Annotated in this window: 19 protein-coding genes and 1 other RNA gene; 5 read left to right on the plus strand and 15 right to left on the minus strand. The window is 63.7% G+C overall.

What is annotated here, in order from left to right:
- Positions 1–3 precede the first annotated feature (3 nt).
- The gene (locus N4J17_RS03260; RefSeq protein WP_338457632.1) at positions 4–573 is read right to left on the minus strand and encodes a UPF0149 family protein; all 570 of its coding nucleotides are present in this window, start codon (positions 571–573) and stop codon (positions 4–6) included.
- A gap of 94 nt (positions 574–667) precedes the next feature.
- Here N4J17_RS03260 and N4J17_RS03265 point away from each other — a divergent pair, with 94 nt between their 5' ends.
- From N4J17_RS03265 to N4J17_RS03280, 4 genes are all read left to right on the plus strand, one after another.
- Positions 668–961, plus strand: a complete 294-nt coding sequence (locus tag N4J17_RS03265) for a cell division protein ZapA (RefSeq protein WP_198322987.1) — start codon at positions 668–670, stop codon at positions 959–961.
- Positions 962–1028: 67 nt separating this feature from the next.
- Positions 1029–1212, plus strand: a non-coding RNA gene (gene ssrS / locus N4J17_RS03270) — 6S RNA.
- A gap of 19 nt (positions 1213–1231) precedes the next feature.
- Positions 1232–1834 (plus strand): 5-formyltetrahydrofolate cyclo-ligase, encoded by a 603-nt coding sequence (locus N4J17_RS03275; RefSeq protein ID WP_198322986.1) that lies wholly within the window; start codon positions 1232–1234, stop codon positions 1832–1834.
- 87 nt (positions 1835–1921) lie between these two features.
- Positions 1922–2575 (plus strand): response regulator transcription factor, encoded by a 654-nt coding sequence (locus N4J17_RS03280; RefSeq protein ID WP_198322985.1) that lies wholly within the window; start codon positions 1922–1924, stop codon positions 2573–2575.
- A 4-nt stretch (positions 2576–2579) separates the two neighbouring features.
- Here the strand turns inward: N4J17_RS03280 and N4J17_RS03285 are convergent, their stop codons facing one another.
- From N4J17_RS03285 to coaBC, 10 genes are all read right to left on the minus strand, one after another.
- Complete coding sequence (locus N4J17_RS03285) at positions 2580–2810, minus strand: DUF2934 domain-containing protein (RefSeq protein ID WP_198322984.1); 231 nt, start codon at positions 2808–2810, stop codon at positions 2580–2582.
- A gap of 52 nt (positions 2811–2862) precedes the next feature.
- Entirely contained in the window at positions 2863–4041 is a 1179-nt protein-coding gene (locus N4J17_RS03290) for an NAD(P)/FAD-dependent oxidoreductase (RefSeq protein ID WP_198322983.1), read from the minus strand.
- A gap of 32 nt (positions 4042–4073) precedes the next feature.
- A complete protein-coding gene (locus N4J17_RS03295) occupies positions 4074–4478 on the minus strand; it encodes a hypothetical protein (RefSeq protein ID WP_198322982.1) in 405 nt (134 codons plus the stop codon).
- 21 nt (positions 4479–4499) lie between these two features.
- The gene (locus N4J17_RS03300) at positions 4500–4943 is read right to left on the minus strand and encodes a hypothetical protein (protein WP_198322981.1); all 444 of its coding nucleotides are present in this window, start codon (positions 4941–4943) and stop codon (positions 4500–4502) included.
- A gap of 36 nt (positions 4944–4979) precedes the next feature.
- Complete coding sequence (locus N4J17_RS03305) at positions 4980–5486, minus strand: DUF1269 domain-containing protein (protein ID WP_198322980.1); 507 nt, start codon at positions 5484–5486, stop codon at positions 4980–4982.
- Positions 5487–5498: 12 nt separating this feature from the next.
- Complete coding sequence (gene fae / locus N4J17_RS03310; RefSeq protein WP_198322979.1) at positions 5499–6017, minus strand: formaldehyde-activating enzyme; 519 nt, start codon at positions 6015–6017, stop codon at positions 5499–5501.
- Between the two features lie 221 nt (positions 6018–6238).
- Complete coding sequence (gene argB, locus N4J17_RS03315) at positions 6239–7141, minus strand: acetylglutamate kinase (protein ID WP_198322978.1); 903 nt, start codon at positions 7139–7141, stop codon at positions 6239–6241.
- A gap of 24 nt (positions 7142–7165) precedes the next feature.
- On the minus strand, positions 7166–9580 hold the full coding sequence (locus N4J17_RS03320; RefSeq protein ID WP_277458349.1) for a phosphomannomutase/phosphoglucomutase: 2415 nt from the start codon (positions 9578–9580) through the stop codon (positions 7166–7168).
- A gap of 2 nt (positions 9581–9582) precedes the next feature.
- Positions 9583–10038, minus strand: a complete 456-nt coding sequence (gene dut, locus N4J17_RS03325; RefSeq protein ID WP_198322977.1) for a dUTP diphosphatase — start codon at positions 10036–10038, stop codon at positions 9583–9585.
- Positions 10010–11272 (minus strand): bifunctional phosphopantothenoylcysteine decarboxylase/phosphopantothenate--cysteine ligase CoaBC, encoded by a 1263-nt coding sequence (coaBC, locus tag N4J17_RS03330; RefSeq protein WP_198322976.1) that lies wholly within the window; start codon positions 11270–11272, stop codon positions 10010–10012. The genes dut and coaBC overlap by 29 nt, the downstream gene beginning before the upstream one ends.
- A 64-nt stretch (positions 11273–11336) precedes the next feature.
- Here coaBC and radC point away from each other — a divergent pair, with 64 nt between their 5' ends.
- Positions 11337–12011, plus strand: coding sequence for a RadC family protein (gene radC / locus N4J17_RS03335; RefSeq protein WP_198322975.1), 675 nt, complete (start codon positions 11337–11339; stop codon positions 12009–12011).
- A gap of 314 nt (positions 12012–12325) precedes the next feature.
- Here radC and N4J17_RS03340 read toward each other — a convergent pair whose 3' ends face one another.
- The 4 genes from N4J17_RS03340 to cmoB form a co-directional block, all read right to left on the minus strand.
- The gene (locus tag N4J17_RS03340; RefSeq protein ID WP_198322974.1) at positions 12326–13543 is read right to left on the minus strand and encodes a glutaredoxin family protein; all 1218 of its coding nucleotides are present in this window, start codon (positions 13541–13543) and stop codon (positions 12326–12328) included.
- A gap of 7 nt (positions 13544–13550) precedes the next feature.
- The gene (locus N4J17_RS03345) at positions 13551–14549 is read right to left on the minus strand and encodes a zinc-dependent alcohol dehydrogenase family protein (RefSeq protein WP_198322973.1); all 999 of its coding nucleotides are present in this window, start codon (positions 14547–14549) and stop codon (positions 13551–13553) included.
- Complete coding sequence (locus N4J17_RS03350; RefSeq protein ID WP_198322972.1) at positions 14546–15091, minus strand: C40 family peptidase; 546 nt, start codon at positions 15089–15091, stop codon at positions 14546–14548. The genes N4J17_RS03345 and N4J17_RS03350 overlap by 4 nt, the downstream gene beginning before the upstream one ends.
- A gap of 81 nt (positions 15092–15172) precedes the next feature.
- Entirely contained in the window at positions 15173–16147 is a 975-nt protein-coding gene (gene cmoB, locus N4J17_RS03355) for a tRNA 5-methoxyuridine(34)/uridine 5-oxyacetic acid(34) synthase CmoB (protein WP_198322971.1), read from the minus strand.
- Between the last annotated feature and the right edge of the window lie 10 nt (positions 16148–16157).

The raw sequence follows: 16157 nt of genomic DNA on the forward strand, positions 1-16157 counted from the left end.
GCTTCAGTGAAGCTGGGGCGAGGCATTCTGTTCGAACTCGCTGCGGACGAGTTGGACCCCGGCCCGCACGAATTCGGTCAGCTCGGCATAGGCCTCTTCGTCGGTTTCATCCGCATGCTCCGCGTCGAGACGGGATAACTGGAGGATATCGTCGAGCACCTCGGTGCATTCACCGGGCCAGTCGCTGCCGCCGAGCTTGTAGCCCAGACCGTAGAGGAATCCCTGGCACCATTCACCGAGGGCACGGGCGCGGTCGGGCATCGGATGGTCATCGTCCGGCAGGCACAGTTCGAAGCTGAAGTCGAAAGCGTCCAGCTGCTCGCGCGTCCGTTTGCACAAGGTTTCGCAGAACGCCCGCTCATCCGCATCCAGCCCCTCCTGGTTCTCGCCGAACAGGGTACTCAGCCACTGCCCGCAATCGAGCCGTCCATCGACGCACAACAGTCCTGCCAACGTGCCGTGGGCTTCGGCGGCGCTGGCAGGAACGTGATGATTGACGAATATCGCCTGCATCTCGTCGTAGGAGGGGCTCTCGTGCATGGAGGTGACTTGTCGAACTTGTGAATGTTTCATTATGCTACCATCCCTTGGGCCAAGGCCGGTACCCAAGGCCGGCCGGTTTTCCCGCAACCTTCAAATTTCTCCCCAGCTCCAGGAAATACCCGCCATGAGCGAACATCGCCCCATCAAAGTGCAGCTTCTCGGCAAGGAATATCCCATCGGCTGCGCCGAAGATGAGCAGCACGATCTGCTGATCGCCGCCCGTTTCCTCGATGAGAGAATGCGCAAGATCCGCGAAACCGGCCGGGTGATCGGCAGCGAGCGCATCGCGATCATGGCGGCCCTGAACATCGCCCACGAACTGATCCAGGCCCAGCATGAAATCCGTCTGTTGAACCAGAGCCTCGCCAGTCAGCAGGCATTGAGTTCACTCGGCCCGGGCGGCGGCTGGCACGAGTGAGAACGAGCTTTTTCTGGCGCGTCAAGTCTCTCACCTGCGCCATTTATTCGGGTAAGATAGCCGCCAGTATTCCCTGTAACGCTCGAAGCATGCTGGGTTACTCTTTGAGCCTAATCTAAAACCCCGGGACTTCCGGGTGTTCGATGTGCGCAAGTCCGCTCCGGGCGGAAAGCCTGATTCGGCATCCTCTGGTCCCACCTGAACCGTTTGGTTCAAGGGCGAAAGCATGCTACGGCGCAAACGGGGAATACTCTTGACTGCCCGACTTCCATGACCACGCCTGCCGATATCCGGACCCGCATCCGTGAGTGGCGACGTGCCCAGTCTCCTGCCGATGTCCACCGTAACAGCCTATTGATAGCCGGCCATTGCATCGGCTCGGGCTGGCTCGACAGCGCTGCCCGGATAGCAGCCTATTTGCCCAATGATGGCGAAGTCGATACGACGGCGCTGTTCAAGTATCTCCGCGAGCGCGGCCGCACCGCTTTCCTCCCGATTCTGCGGCAAGGCATGCTCTGGTTCGGCCCCTGTGCCGGCCCGGCGGCATTGCATCCCAACCGCTACGGCATTCCCGAACCCCCTATCGACGGCGAGACGGTCACTGACGCCAAGGAGCTCGATCTCGTGTTCGTGCCCCTGGTGGCGTTCGATCCGCGAGGTCACCGCCTTGGCATGGGCGGCGGATACTACGACCGCACCTTCGCATTCCGCCTCGATAAACCCACCCCCGCCGCCCCACGCCTGATCGGCCTCGCTTTCGAAGGCCAGAAGGTCGAGCGGCTGGAGGCCCAACCCTGGGACGTCCCGCTCGATGCCGCAGTCACCGAAGCGGGCATCTACCGCTTCCCTGGGCATCCGCCCACTTCCCTTTGAGCCATGCTGGAAAATTGCCGGAAGGCGGAGTATTTTTCCTATGCGGCAGGCCGATCGATCATTGCCGACCCTCATGGAGCGCTGTCTATGTCTACCCGCCCGAACATCCGCAACAGCTCTTTGCACGACGGCAGGATGGAAGTCCTGGTCCATATCGTCGATGACCATGCGACGGTGCGCGATGCACTGAAAATCCTGGTCGAATCCGAAGGTCTGCCGGCGCGTTGCTTCGCCACCGGGCAGGACTTTCTGGATTACTGCACGTCCGACACCCGGGGCTGCATCGTCCTGGACCCGCAGCTTTCCGGCATCTCGGGCCTGGAACTGCAAACTGCATTGAGAGAAAAAGGTATACGTCTACCGTTTATTTTCATCAGCGGGAACAGCGACGTACCGGCTGTGGCGGAGGCCTTCCGGAGCGGGGCTTTCGATTTCATCGAAAAGCCGTTGGAAAATACGTGCCTCTTGAGCCGCCTCAAGCAAGCCATTGCGCTGGACTTGAGGACCTGCGAACACAGGCGTCGACAGGCGGAAGCCGCATCGCAGTATGCCCGCCTCAGCAAGCGGGAGAAGGAGGTGCTGCATTGCACCGTCAAGGGCTATTCGGCCAAAGACACAGCCAAATCCCTCGGCATCAGCCATCGTACCGTCGAAATCTACCGTGCCAACGTGATGAGGAAAATGCACGCCGAAACTCTGGCTGACCTGGTGCGGATAGCTCTCCTGCTCGAAACCGATTAAGCCCTCAGTCGGGTGTCGGAATCGAAAGCTTCTCCTGCATCGCCAGCACTTCCTTCTCGGCCTCCAGCCAGTCTTCCAGCTCGCTGCCTCCTACGAAACCGCGCTTTTCGGCCCGCAAATACGCTGCCTCCGCGATCAGCGCATGCATCATGTCGGGATCGGGCGGCGGCGGCACGGTCTCCGGCTCCTCGCAGGAAACGGGTTTGATGGGTCGCGATAATACGGTTGCTGCCATGATAGCTCACCTCTTCAGGGTCAGAAAAAATTTCCTCCTCGCTTCCTCCTTGTCACAGCCTTCCGGCCAGTTCTCCCGGCCCCCAAGGGCCGGGCTCCTCAATCAGGGCACGAGCGGCCTCCACCCGATCCCAGACGTTCCATAGCAGTACGCCACGCACCCGCCCCTGATCCAGGTAGTAGACCACCCCTTTGTGATAAGGCTCGGACCAGTCTTCCACGGTCTCCAGCCTCGAATCCAGCTCCCCTACTGCTTCGTAGCCGAGGTCGAACAGATCGGAATAAAAATAGGGAAGATGCCGGTAGGGTGTCGCCTCACCGGCCATGTTGCGCCCGGCCAGCCGTCCCATGGTGCGGGCGTTGTCCTCGTGCTCCACGTGCATCCGGCGCCCCAGCACCGGGCTGTAAAAAGACGCAACATCGCCGGCGGCATAGACGTCGGCGTGGCCCGTCTGCAGAAATTCGTTCACGATGATGCCATGCTCCACTGGGAGCCCGGCCGCTTCGGCTAGCCGAGTCTCGGGCTCGATCCCGATGCCGGCGACGACGCCGTCCACCACGAGGACTTCTTCACCGGTCTCCCCGAGCGCAAGCCGGATCTCATCGCCCTCCCGAACCAGACCGGTGACCGCCCGGCCGCTCAGTAGCTCGACACCCTGGTCCCGGTAATAGTCATTGAGAAACTGGCAAAGGTCAGCCGGAAACACTCGGCCGCCAATGCATGCTTCCGGGAAGATCATCACGACATCCTTGCCGATCGACGCCAGGGCGGCCGCAATCTCCGAACCGATGAAGCCGCCACCGATGATGGCGAACTTCCGCCGCTTCTCGGTCAGTGTTCGCAGCCGGAGATAATCGTCGATGGTACGGAAATACAGGATATCCTCGCTTCCGAACGAGAATCGACGCGGCCGGCCGCCGGTCGCCAGCAGCAGCTTCTCGAACCGGTAAACCGTGCCTTCGTCGTCGGCCACAGATTTTCCGGCCAGGTCGACTTGGGTCACAGTCCGACCCAGAAATGCACTGACCCCACAGGTTTCGGTGCCATACCACAGTTGGTCGAAGGACTTGCCGAGCCAGAGCCCCTTGGACAGCAGGGGACGCTTATAGGGAAAATGCGGTTCCGCGCCAATGAGACCGATCGAGCCCTGCGGATCGAGCTCGCGGATGCCCCGGATCGCCGCATCCGCCGTCATTCCGCCGCCGACGACCAGGTATTTGTAGCTGTGCATGGCCGGTCTCCTTCCTCCGCAGCCGAAAAAAGTCAGAACCAAGGTGCAAAAAGTCCATCGAGGCTATCCGGCGAAGCCGGCGCGCGGAACCTCAGTATCATCGCGCCATGGCCGGCGCTGTCGATACGCAGGCCCGCATGGATGCCTTCCCCGGCCTCCAGCACACCGATCGCCGCCACTTCCGCGATCGATTGAGTGATCTGCAACGCTCCTTCCCCCAGTAACAGCGACAGGCTGCCGTCCTTCGGCTCGAAGCACAAGCTCCGGAATCGCACGTCGCGCACGATGCAACGCTCCTCCGCGACCTCGGCCACATCACGCTCCGCTGCCGCCGGTTTGTCCCTGATACTGGTTGTCACCAACCACCCGCGGTGCTGCCGGCTGAACGCCTCGCAGAACCCGACCCAATCGGCAGGAGCGATAGGTCTGGTGTTCATGTCTTCGACAGACTGGAGAGGCTAATTCGTGCAGCGGACCTTCAGGGCGCTGACCTGGTCATGGAGACCGTACTCACCGAGGTGATGCACCTTGTGCCCGGCGGTAAAAGTCGCAACCTGGCTGCGATAATTCTCGTCCTTGCCGCCCCAGCTCCGGATTTCCTGTTCATGGTAAACCGGTCCGGAGGGAAGAGCGAAGTTTTCGTTCCCGTAGACACTCACCTCCGCCGCCGGACCAACCTCCAGACTTTCGATCACGTCGTTCCAGTCGGCACCCTCGAGATCCTTCAGGCTTGCCATCTCCACCGGCCCGAACACTCTGACCTTGGCCCCTGTATAGTCCGGCCCCCTGTAAATGTCCACCCAGCAGTCGCCGGAACGGGATGCCGCCTGAGCCATGGAGCCCACCAACGCCCCCACGCACACTACCAGCCCGACAGGCATGACCGATGTCACTTTCTTCATATGTCCTCCTTGCCGCCGGAATGCCGGCCAGCCGTTTCAGGGGAATGCCGGAATCGTCGGCTCGGTGCCCTCGAATTCGGCTTCCGGATGATGTTTCTGAACCCGTTGATGAATCTCTTCCACCTGCTCGCGCGGCACGTCCACCATGAGCAGAAGCTCACCTTTTTCTACCGCGCTTTGATAATTCTTGAGCCGGGAATTCTCGACGTCCAGTCCTATCATGCCGGACAGCCAGGAGCCGATGCCGGCACCGGCCAAAGCGATGGCAAGCACCGCTCCACCGCCGAGTACCATACCGGTCGGCAGGGCGACTGCGATCAGTCCTGCCAGGGTACCGGTGATACCCCCGATGGCCAAGCCGCGCTCCGTCGCGGGGATGAAGTCGCTCTTTTGAAACAAGGAGGCTTCGGGAAGATTGCCCAAGGGCGTTCCAGCCCTGGCCAGAATGTGAATGTGCCGCTCTTCGATCCGAGCAAGAAGCAGTTCATCGACGATCTTGCGCGCCAACTCCACGGACGGGACCAGGAAATAGATGCGCTTCATGGCGACCCTTCGTCAGTCATGGGCCGCAAGGGGATGGTGAACGACGTCCTCCTGCGCGATGACCTCGTCGATGCCCGGCTTGCCTTCCACCGCCCGGGCGATCGCCAGCTTGGTCGCCTGGTAGTTCCAGTCCTGGATTTTGGCGTTGTCCTTGGCGTCCCAATGGATGAACACGCCCACGCAAATGAATACCTGGTCGGCCTCGGCCTTCGGGATGACACCTTCCTTGACCGAATCCACCACTGCCTTGGCAACACCGCGCTCCGCCGGCCCGAACATTTGAGTCGCTTGCTTTTCGTTCTTGATTTCCACCTTGTTGAACATGACGGTGGCGGGCTTCGCCATCAGATTGGGCGCAACCAGAGCGAGCAGGGCGTTGTCACCGCGCTTCTGATTGGTGAGGGCGGTGCAGAATGCAACTTCCGCGGCACTGCCGCGTGGTCCCATAATGAGATCGATATGCGCCAGTTCGTTGCCCTCGCCGACCAGAGCCTCACCCACCAGGACCCGATCAATCTTCACACCGTTCATCTTCGGTTTCTCCTGTATGTCTGCCGGGGGGACTGACCTTGGGCCCGACGAGCCGCGGCATCAGCCGTCAGTCCTCTTTATCGCTTTTAACCCCGACACCATCCCGGCGCCAATACGAGCCGCTACCTAAGTAGTTCTACGTAGGCCGCGGCGCATGGCCTGCCCGGATGCGGCGCTGCGGCGCCGGCGGGCTGGTCTGCACCGACGTCGAAGGCCGCCGCTCAACGCCGCACCAGCAAGGTGCCGATGCCCTGGTCGGTGAACAGCTCCAGCAGCACGGCGTGGTCGACGCGGCCGTCGATGATATGGGCGCTATTGACGCCGCCGCGAAGCGCATCCATTGCACAGCGGACCTTGGGAATCATGCCACCGCTGATGGTACCGTCCTCGATCAGGGCATCGACCTCCCTGAGCGACAGGCCGGTCAGAAGAGTCCCGTCCTTGGCCAGGATACCCTGGGTGTTGGTCAGGAGGATCAGCTTCTCCGCCTTGAGCACTTCGGCCATCTTGCCGGCGACCAAATCGGCATTAATGTTGTAGGAACAACCGTCTTCGCCGACGCCGATGGGAGCGATCACCGGGATGAAGTCGCTGTGGACCAGCATATCCACCACCGCCGGATCGATGCTGGCGACTTCACCGACATGGCCGAGATCGATGATTTCCGGGGCGGTGGACTGCAGCTGGGACATGCTGATCTTGCGCGCCCGGATCAGGTCGCCGTCTTTGCCGCTCAAGCCCACGGCGGCACCGCCCTGGCGGTTGATGAGGTTGACGATTTCCTTATTGACCAGGCCACCCAGCACCATTTCCACCACGTCCATGGTTTCGGCGTCGGTGACCCGCATACCTTGCACGAATTCACTGGTTTTCCCCAGACGCTGCAACAGATTGCCGATCTGCGGCCCCCCGCCGTGCACCACTACCGGGTTGATGCCGACCAGCTTCAGCAGCACGACATCGCGGGCGAAGCTGTTCTTCAGGCGCTCGTCGATCATGGCATTGCCGCCGTATTTGACGACGATGGTCTTGCCCTTGAAGCGCCGGATATACGGCAAGGCTTCGGTCAGGACATGGGCGATCCGATTGGCGAAGGAGGTTTCTAGGGGTTCTTGTTGTTTCATGGGCAAATCAAGGCGTCAACGTGTCTAGAAAGGCAGTTCGAGCCCGGGCCGCACCTTCAGCAGCAGCGATCGGAAGCGCTGTTGGATTCGGGCCAGCCCTTCGGCGGTGTCGGCTTCGAAGCGGATCACCAGGGAAGGCGTGGTATTGGAGGCACGCACTAGCCCCCAACCGTCGGCGAAATCGACCCGCAGGCCGTCGATGTCGGTGATGCGGCCATCGTCGAAATCGGCCAGTTCGCGCATTTTTTCCACAAAGGCAAGGTTCTCTCCCTCCTGCAACCGCACGCCGAGTTCGGGCGTGTTCACACTGTCCGGCAGCTCCGCGAACACGTCGGCGGTTGGGCGGGGATCGGCAGACAGAATCTCCACCATCCGGGCGCAGGCATAGATGCCGTCGTCGAAACCGTACCAACGCTCCTTGAAGAAGAAGTGACCGCTCATCTCCCCCGCCAGCATGGCGCCGGTTTCCTTCATCTTGGCCTTGATCAGGGAATGGCCGGTCTTCCACATCAGCGGGCGGCCACCGTGACGCAGGATATGACCGCCCAGATGACGGGTGCATTTGACGTCGTAGATGATGTCAGCGCCCGGCTCGCGGGACAGCACGTCGGAGGCGAACAACATCATCTGCCGGTCCGGCCAGATGATGTTGCCGGCCGAGTCGACCACCCCCAGGCGGTCGCCGTCCCCATCGAAAGCCACACCAAGATCCGCGCCTTCCCGCTGCACCGTTTCGATCAGCACCGCCAGATTTTCCGGCTTGCTCGGATCGGGGTGATGATTGGGGAAATTGCCGTCGACCGTGCAGAACAATTCGACCACCTCGCAATCCAAGGCCCGGAGGATCTGCGGCGCCACCACGGCCGCCACGCCGTTGCCGCAATCGACCACGACCTTGAACGGCCTGCCGACCTGGACGTCTTCCACGATGCGCCGGTGGTAATCGGGCAACAGATCGCGGCGCTCGATCCGTCCTTCCCCGCTATGAAAATCCCTTGATTCGATGCGACGCCGGAGCACCTGGATATCTTCACCGGCCAGGGTCTGCCCCCCCAGCACGATCTTGAAGCCGTTGTAATTCGCGGGGTTGTGGCTGCCGGTCACCATGACGCCGGACCGGCCCGCCAGCACCTGGGTGCCGAAGTACAGCACAGGCGTGGGCGCCAGCCCCAGGTCGGTGACCTGGCAGCCGGCGCCGCGCAGCCCCTCCGCCAGAGCGGCGCACAGCGCGGGACTGCTCAATCGCCCGTCGCGGGCGACGACGACCTGCCGTTCGCCACGGTGGATCGCCTCGCTGCCGATGGCCCGGCCTATCGCCTGGGCCGCGTCCGGTGTCAGCGTGTCGCCGACAATCCCGCGGATGTCGTAGGCCCGGAACAGGGTGGAAGCAACGGCCGGAATTGGCTGGATTTTCATGTGAGTCTTCTCCTCGTTCTGATCATCGGTGAGCGCCGACCGGCGCAAAAGGACGGCTTCTGACGCGCGCGGCCGCGCCTCGATTTCCTCCGACGCCGGTGTGCCTGATGCCCTCAGTCCTTCGAGCAGGCACTGCATTTCCAGCAGCCGCGCGCGACCGGCCACGCGGGATATTCCCGACTTCCCCGCTGAAACCTGAGCCAGCACCAGCGCCGTGTCGTGCTTCATCGCCTGCGCCAGCGCGAAATCCGCCCAGCGCAGCACTGCCAGGATCAGCAACAGCGCCGGTCCACCGGCCGCAAAAATCCACCACAGAGGAGACTGGTCCGGCGGCGGCCGCCAGTAGGCGATCCGCCAGCTGTGGCTGCCGAGCACCGACGCCTCTCCGTCCGGCGGCTCCCTCCGCCGGGCCTGATCGCCGGTAAAAACCAGCGGAAGCTCGCCCTGCCTGAGTTCCAGTGCGGCGCCGAAGGGCATGGGAACCGAACGCATGGCATCGAGCAGGAGGTCTGGCGACAGACTGGCCAGCAACACCCCCTGCCCTTCGGCAAGCGGAACGGCGAGCGCAATGTGGACATTCGGGCTGTTGGCGGCGTGCATAGCCGGCAGGGACTGGCCACGCCGGGCATCGCGGACCGCTTCGAGATCGGCGTATCCCATGGCCGGCAGGCGGGCGGTATCCAGCACCTCACTGTGATTCGGTATCAGACGAACGAGGAGCGAGCCGGGCAGAGAACCGGTAAGCCTGCCCTCCTCCGCCGCGATCCCGGCAGGATCACCGGCGGCCAGCGCCTCGGCCAGCCGCGCGTCGCCCGCCATGCCGCTCAGGGCGCGGAAGGACCAGCCCAAACGATCGCGCACGTTGAAGGCCGCAGCATCCGCTGCTGCAGCCATCGCCTGCTGGCCGGAAATTTCGATGCGATGCCGCTCGGCCCAGACGAGCCCGGCCACGGTCACGACGACCGCCAGCATCGACATCAGGCCGACGGCCCCGAGCAGCCGGCGGAGACTCAGTGATGGCACGGCTAATGCCGGCCGGTGTGACCGAACCCGCCCTCGGCCCGCCGGCTTTCGGCGAACGCTTCGACCTGCTCGAATACCACTTGGGCCACCGGCACGAACACCATCTGGGCGATCCGCTCGCCCACGGCGATTTCGAAGGCTTCCGAGCCACGGTTCCAGCAGGATACCAGCACCTGACCCTGGTAATCGGAGTCGATCAGGCCCACCAGGTTGCCCAGCACGATCCCGTGCTTATGGCCGAGCCCCGATCGCGGCAACAGCACCGCCGCCCAGGCCGGGTCGCCGATGTGGATGGCGAAGCCGGTTGGGATCAGCTGAGTCTCGCCCGGCCGCAGTATCAGCGGCGCATCGAGGCAGGCCCGGAGGTCGAGGCCGGCGGCACCCGGCGTGGCATAGTGTGGCAACGGGATCTCGTTGCCAAGACGGGGATCAAGGATCCTGATCTGTATTGTCGGCATAGTAGCGTTCTGCTATCAATCGAATCAGTCGGCGGGCGATCTCGGTCTTATCGGCCAGGGGCAAATGGCACTCGCCGCCCCGCCAGCACACGAACAACGCATTTTCGTCCCGCTCGAAACCGCCCGGCGCCCCGCTGCCGACCTCATTGGCGGCCACCAGATCGGCGCCCTTGGCTTCCAGCTTGGCGCGGGCGTAGGTTTCGACCTCACCGGTTTCGGCGGCGAACCCCACGATGAAGGGTTTGTCCGGCAAGGCCGCGACGGCCTGAAGAATGTCCGGAGTCCGGTGCAGGGTCAGCTCCAACTGCTCGCCGTGTTTCTTGATCTTGGCATCCGCCACCCGCGCCGGCGTGTAATCCGCCACGGCGGCGGTGCCGATGTAGATGTCCACCCCGCCGGTCCGGGCCATGACCGCCGCGTGCATCTCCGCGGCGGTCTCCACCCTCACGGTTTCCACCCCGGCCGGCGCATCGAGTGCGACCGGTCCGCTGACCAGGGTGACGTCCGCGCCGGCATTCCGCGCCGCGGCGGCCAAGGCATAGCCCATTTTTCCGGAACTGCGGTTGCCGATGAAACGCACGGGATCGATGGGCTCGCGAGTCGGACCGGCGCTGATCAACACCCTGAGGCCCGAAAGCAGTCCCTTCGCCGCCAGCGCATCGGCAAGGTCGAGGACGAGCCGGGCCGGCTCCCGCAGCCGGCCCGGCCCCGTCTCGCCGCAAGCTTGATCGCCTTCGTCCGGCCCCCACAGGACGACTCCCCGCCCGGCCAAGGTGGCGGCATGGGAGTGGGTGGCCGGATGCAGCCACATCGCACGGTTCATCGCTGGCGCCAGAAACAGCGGTACTTCCGCGGCCAGGCACAGGGTGGCCAGCAAGTCGTCGGCCAGCCCTAGGCTGATCCGGGCCATGAAATCCGCCGATGCCGGCGCCACGAGGATGGCGTCCGCCCAGCGGGACAGCTGGATGTGCCCCATCGCCGACTCGGCGCCGGGCACGAACATGTCATGGGCGACCGGATGCCCGGAGAGGGCTTCGAAAGTCAAAGGCTGGACGAACCGGCAGGCCGCCGGCGTCATCACCACCCGCACCTCTGCGCCGGCCTGACGCAGGCGGCGGGTGATCTCTGCGGCCTTATAAGCCGCGATGCCACCGGTCACGCCGAGGAGAATGCGCTTGTGATGGAGATCAGCCAAGGACGGAAATTTCGAGGAAGGGTCGATTCGGGGCGACATTATGGCAAGTTTAGTCCAGCCCTTCTATGCTTGACACGACCCGACACGGAAGGAGGTTACCATCATGCCCATCACCGACTGGCCCGCCGACGAACGCCCGCGCGAACGGTTGCTGAAACTCGGCCCGGCCGCATTGTCCGATGCCGAATTGCTGGCCATTTTTCTGCGAACCGGCATCGCCGGCAAGAGCGCGGTCGATCTTGCGCGCGACCTGCTGCAGGAGTTCGGCTCGCTGTCCGCCCTGCTCAAGGCGGACCACCCGCGCTTCGTGAAATCGGCCGGGCTGGGTACCGCGAAATACACGCAGCTTCAAGCCGTGCTCGAACTGGCGCGACGCCATTTCGAAGAGTGCCTGAAGCGGGAAAATGCACTGACCAGCCCCGAGCTGACCCGGCACTACCTGTCCAACTGGCTGAAGGGTAGGCCTTATGAGGTGTTCGTCGGACTGTTCCTGGACAACCAGCACCGGGTAATCCACGCGGAGGAGCTGTTCCGCGGCACCATCGACGGGGCTTCAGTCTACCCCCGGGAAGTCGTCAAGCAGGCGCTCGCCCATAACGCCGCGGCCATGATTTTTGCCCACAACCATCCCTCCGGAATCTGCGAACCCAGCGAGGCCGACCGCCTGCTCACGCAACGGCTGAAACAAGCGCTGGGACTGGTCGACATCCGCGTGCTCGACCATTTCATCATCGGCGACGGTCAGCCTTATTCCTTTGCCGAGCGGGGATTGCTCTGAGCCCATGAGCGGAACGCGATTCAGCCGCCAGATCTTCCTCGCGAAGGATGGCGGCGAAACGGGTGTCAGGCGCTGCTCCGGTGCTTCGCGCCATGCCAGCATCAACGTCTCCTGGCCTGCACGTCGATGAGGCAGTCGCCGGAATTAAAGTCGAGTGCGCGGAGCAAAACGACCGAGATAACGATACACTTTGTACCCCGCCACGGGTTTTCCGTTTGCCTCGTGGAGCTGGATTCTTCCGCCTGCCACATTTCCGAACGTGGCGGCGCACGCCAAGCCTCCCGCCATACTCTTGCGACCAGGCGTCCCCGACGTCAACGCGGCATGCCGATCAGATACAGCCCCAACCCTACCATCACGCCCCCGCTGACCAGCTTGAGCCAACGGCCCTCGTCTTGCTGCAGCCGGTGCTGGCTCAGGGTGGCGATACCGATGCCGAGCACGATGATGTCGTCCAGCATATAAGCAAGGTTGTACAGCAGGAGATAGGCATAGTATTCGGTGCCACTCAAAGGCCGCAGGGTCAGTATCCGGGTGTACAGAGCCGGAAAGCCGGAGGTGCAAAAAAGTTCGACCAACTGGACCAGAATGGCGAGCACGACGGCGCCGATAAGGGCACCCCGGAGGCTTTCCGCCTGCAGGATGCGCCGTATGCGGGCGTAGATACCCGGCTTGGCGGCCGCCGGTATGGACAGCGAAACGCCACGCCCGTAAGCCCAGAAATCCTTGAGGTGGATCGATCCGGCCAGGAGAGCGATTGCAGCCACGGCCAGTTCGGAAACCCGCGATGCTCCGACCCATATGAACAGATGAAGCCAGGCCGCCATGAACGCAAAATAGGCCACGCCTTCCACCGCCACGAAGGTACCCGCGACCGCCAACATCCGCGGACGGTTTCGCATCGGCGCCAACAGCGAGAGCATGAGGACCAGCACCCACAAAGAACAGGGGTTGAAGCCGTCCAGCAGGCCCAAAACGAGGGTGAAGGCAGGCAGTCCGGTCTGTTCAAGCGTAACGCGCCGTCCGAACAGCTCGACCGCGAAGGCTTCGGGCGAGGTGCCAGTCGCGATTTCCGGACTGCAGGAGAGATCCGTTTCGGCCTGGCAGCTCCTGGCCGCCGATGGACCGGCCGACTCTTCACCAGCCAGCAGAGCGATGATCCGCTGCCCATCGCCGGCTTCGCCGGAATAACCGACCAGCCAGTGCCCCCGCACCAGAAACGAAGGAACCCGGGGAGATTCGCGGTGCTCGGCTGCCAGTGCCTGCAGCCGGAGCAAGGCACTCCGGTCCTGCATCACGTCGTGGATCAGGATACGCAGGCTGGGACGCTCGCGGCCAAGGTGTTCCAGAAAGGATTCCGCCTCCTCGCAATGCGGGCACCCCGGCCGCACAAAGGCCTCGACATCGGCTGGAGCCATCGTGGTCGCGCCGCCCCCGGCAGGCGCTTGTACCCGCGCTTCACTGGCCAGAGCCAGTCCCACGGCCAGCGCGAACGCCGCCAGCCAGTGATGCCATCCGTACCGGAGTCCCATGCGGCGCTCAAACGATGCGCAGCACCCGCTTGCCCGTGGTGTGTCCGGCCTCGATGAACTCATGCACCCGGGCGGCCTCCTCCAGAGGATGGACGCCACTGACATACAGCTCGAGCTTGCCGGCATCGATCCACTCGCCGCAGGTGCGGAGGATTTCCAGGTGGTGGTCCCGTGCCTCATCCAGCTTGCGCAGCATCGGCACCAGCATCAGTTCGAAACCGATCCTCAAGTTGCGCATCCGCGCCTCGGCGAGGGACGTATCGCCGATGTCGAGCAGGGTCACCAGATCGCCGAAGTGAGCGGTACAGTCGATGCTGCGGCGGAACGCCTCGGGGCCGACCGTGTCCAGCACCAGATCGGCGCCCCGTCCTCCGGTCAGGGCATTGACCTCAGCGACGAAATCCTGAGTGCGGTAATCGATGGTTTCATCGGCGCCCCAACGCTTGACCAATGCAGCCTTCTCGGGAGATCCCACAGTGGCGATCACCCGCGCCCCGCGCCGTTTGGCCAATTGCACGGCGACGTGGCCGACGCCGCCGGCGGCGGCATGGACCAGCACAGTCTGGCCGGGCTGCAGCCGTCCCCGGTCGTACAAAGCCCCCCAGGCCGTGATCAGTACCAGCGGACCGGCCGCCGCACCGACGAAATCGAGCGTTGCCGGCATGGGCGCCGCCCAGCGCTGATCCAGCACGGTGTATTCGGCATAATTGCCCTGCTCGGCGCCGAGCCCGCCATTGCAGAACCACACCCGATCGCCGACCCGAAAGCGGTCCACCTCCGCCCCGGCTTCGACGACTTCGCCGGCACCGTCGCAACCGAGCACCGCCGGCAGAGCGTCGGCGTAGAACAAGCCACGGCGCCGCACCTTGGTATCGATGGGGTTGACCCCGGCGGCCCCGAGCCGCACCTTGATCTGGGTCGGCGCCGTCAGTGCGGGCTCGGGCAGATCGCGCAATTCCAGAACCTCGGCGGCCGGGCCGGGCCGGGTCATGACAATGGCTTTCATGGATGTCTTCTCCGTTGGGTTCGTTGGCCGTGATTGGCGGCAACCACGGCGTTCTCCGGCAACCGGAGTCGGGAATGCGGCCGCCGCACGCCGAGGAAACGGCTCAGCCAGTACGGCCTGTTCAGGCTGGAAACCTTGACGCTGGCATGGCTGCTGGAGGCATGGACGAAAGAATCGTTGCCGAGGTAGATGCCGACGTGGGAATACGAGCGTCCGTCGGTGCGGAAAAACAGGAGGTCGCCGGGCAGACGGCAATGCTTGGGCACCTCCGGCAGCTTGCTCGCCATCTCGCTGGCGGTACGCGGCAGGTCGATGCCATGCCGCCGATAGACGTGCTGGACGAAGCCGCTGCAGTCGAATCCTTGCGCCGGTGAGGCGCCGCCCCACACATACGGCACCCCCTGCAGGCTCAGCGCATAAGAAATGACATGACCGTTGGCGGCAACCGGTACGCGGGGCTTCACCTCGGGCGTGCTGGCGCAACCGGACAGCAGCGCCAGGAGCGGCAGCAGGACGAAACGCAGTAGCGAAACCACGGCCATCGGCAGTCGAAGCGTTTGAAGTCACGGGCGGCCATTATCCGAAGATTCCATTGCGGGAGGAAGTGCGCTGCCCGGCTGGACTCATGGCGCCTCGGCCAGAAAGATCGCTCGTCGCGGTGCCGGATGGCCTTCGACTGTGCGGGAGGAATCGTCCGGATCGAGGAAGTCCGCCAGCGACTGGAACCGCATCCAGCCGGTCGAGCGCTGTTCCCGACTCGTAGTGAGGGAAATGTCGACCACACGGGCACGGCGGAAGCCGGCACGCGCCAGCCAGGACAGCAGCGTCGGCGGCGAAGGGATGAACCAGACGTTGCGCATCTGCGCATAGCGTCCTTCAGGCACCAGTACCCGTCCCGCCTCGCCTTCGACGACCAGGGTTTCCAGCACCAGTTCACCACCCGACCGCAGGCAGCCTTTCAACTCCGCCAGATGGTCGAACGGCGAGCGGCGGTGATACAACACCCCCATCGAGAACACAGTGTCGAAAGCGCAGGTGCCGGCTGGAAAATCCTCGATACCCAGGGGCAGTACGGCGACGGGCCAGTCCCCGGCGAAATGCCGCACCGCCAGAAATTGCGCCACGCTGAGCAGAGTGGGATCGATGCCGATCACCGACTTCGCGCCGGCTCCCAACATGCGCCAGGCGTGATAGCCATTTCCGCAGCCGACATCGAGCACCCGCCGCCCCGTGAGCGGCGCGATGGCTCCCTCCAGCCGCCGCCATTTCAGGTCGGAGCGCCATTCGGTATCGATGAGGATGCCGTGAATCGCATAAGGCCCTTTGCGCCAGGGGTGGAACCGGCGCAGAGCGGTTTCGATGGACTGGCGCGTAACGTCGTCGCAATCCGTCTCATCCCCTATCCTCACGATGTCCCGGGCGAAGTCCAGCGTCGTGGGGGCGAGTTTCGGTAATTCCCGCAGGCATTTGGTCCAGGCCGGCCAGTTGCCGTGGCGCCCTTCCTGCAGGCGGACCTGGATGCGGGGCAGCAGAAGCTTGGCCCAATTGGCAAAAAACCGGGGGGCCAGCAGGCCGGCAAACAGATTCCGCTCGCTCACGGACAACCCA

This window comes from Methylococcus capsulatus (assembly GCF_036864975.1).
GTDB lineage: Bacteria > Pseudomonadota > Gammaproteobacteria > Methylococcales > Methylococcaceae > Methylococcus.

Coding starts and splice junctions, on each gene's coding strand:
- N4J17_RS03290 (WP_198322983.1), bottom strand. CDS start 4,041: ATGCACAGCTACAAATACCTGGTCGTCGGCGGCGGAATGACGGCGGAT.
- N4J17_RS03345 (WP_198322973.1), bottom strand. CDS start 14,549: ATGAAAGCCATTGTCATGACCCGGCCCGGCCCGGCCGCCGAGGTTCTG.
- N4J17_RS03280 (WP_198322985.1), top strand. CDS start 1,922: ATGTCTACCCGCCCGAACATCCGCAACAGCTCTTTGCACGACGGCAGG.
- N4J17_RS03300 (WP_198322981.1), bottom strand. CDS start 4,943: ATGAAGAAAGTGACATCGGTCATGCCTGTCGGGCTGGTAGTGTGCGTG.
- N4J17_RS03340 (WP_198322974.1), bottom strand. CDS start 13,543: ATGGGACTCCGGTACGGATGGCATCACTGGCTGGCGGCGTTCGCGCTG.
- N4J17_RS03305 (WP_198322980.1), bottom strand. CDS start 5,486: ATGAAGCGCATCTATTTCCTGGTCCCGTCCGTGGAGTTGGCGCGCAAG.
- N4J17_RS03260 (WP_338457632.1), bottom strand. CDS start 573: ATGAAACATTCACAAGTTCGACAAGTCACCTCCATGCACGAGAGCCCC.
- N4J17_RS03265 (WP_198322987.1), top strand. CDS start 668: ATGAGCGAACATCGCCCCATCAAAGTGCAGCTTCTCGGCAAGGAATAT.
- radC (WP_198322975.1), top strand. CDS start 11,337: ATGCCCATCACCGACTGGCCCGCCGACGAACGCCCGCGCGAACGGTTG.
- fae (WP_198322979.1), bottom strand. CDS start 6,017: ATGAACGGTGTGAAGATTGATCGGGTCCTGGTGGGTGAGGCTCTGGTC.
- argB (WP_198322978.1), bottom strand. CDS start 7,141: ATGAAACAACAAGAACCCCTAGAAACCTCCTTCGCCAATCGGATCGCC.
- coaBC (WP_198322976.1), bottom strand. CDS start 11,272: ATGTCGCCCCGAATCGACCCTTCCTCGAAATTTCCGTCCTTGGCTGAT.
- N4J17_RS03285 (WP_198322984.1), bottom strand. CDS start 2,810: ATGGCAGCAACCGTATTATCGCGACCCATCAAACCCGTTTCCTGCGAG.
- N4J17_RS03295 (WP_198322982.1), bottom strand. CDS start 4,478: ATGAACACCAGACCTATCGCTCCTGCCGATTGGGTCGGGTTCTGCGAG.
- N4J17_RS03350 (WP_198322972.1), bottom strand. CDS start 15,091: ATGGCCGTGGTTTCGCTACTGCGTTTCGTCCTGCTGCCGCTCCTGGCG.
- dut (WP_198322977.1), bottom strand. CDS start 10,038: ATGCCGACAATACAGATCAGGATCCTTGATCCCCGTCTTGGCAACGAG.
- N4J17_RS03275 (WP_198322986.1), top strand. CDS start 1,232: ATGACCACGCCTGCCGATATCCGGACCCGCATCCGTGAGTGGCGACGT.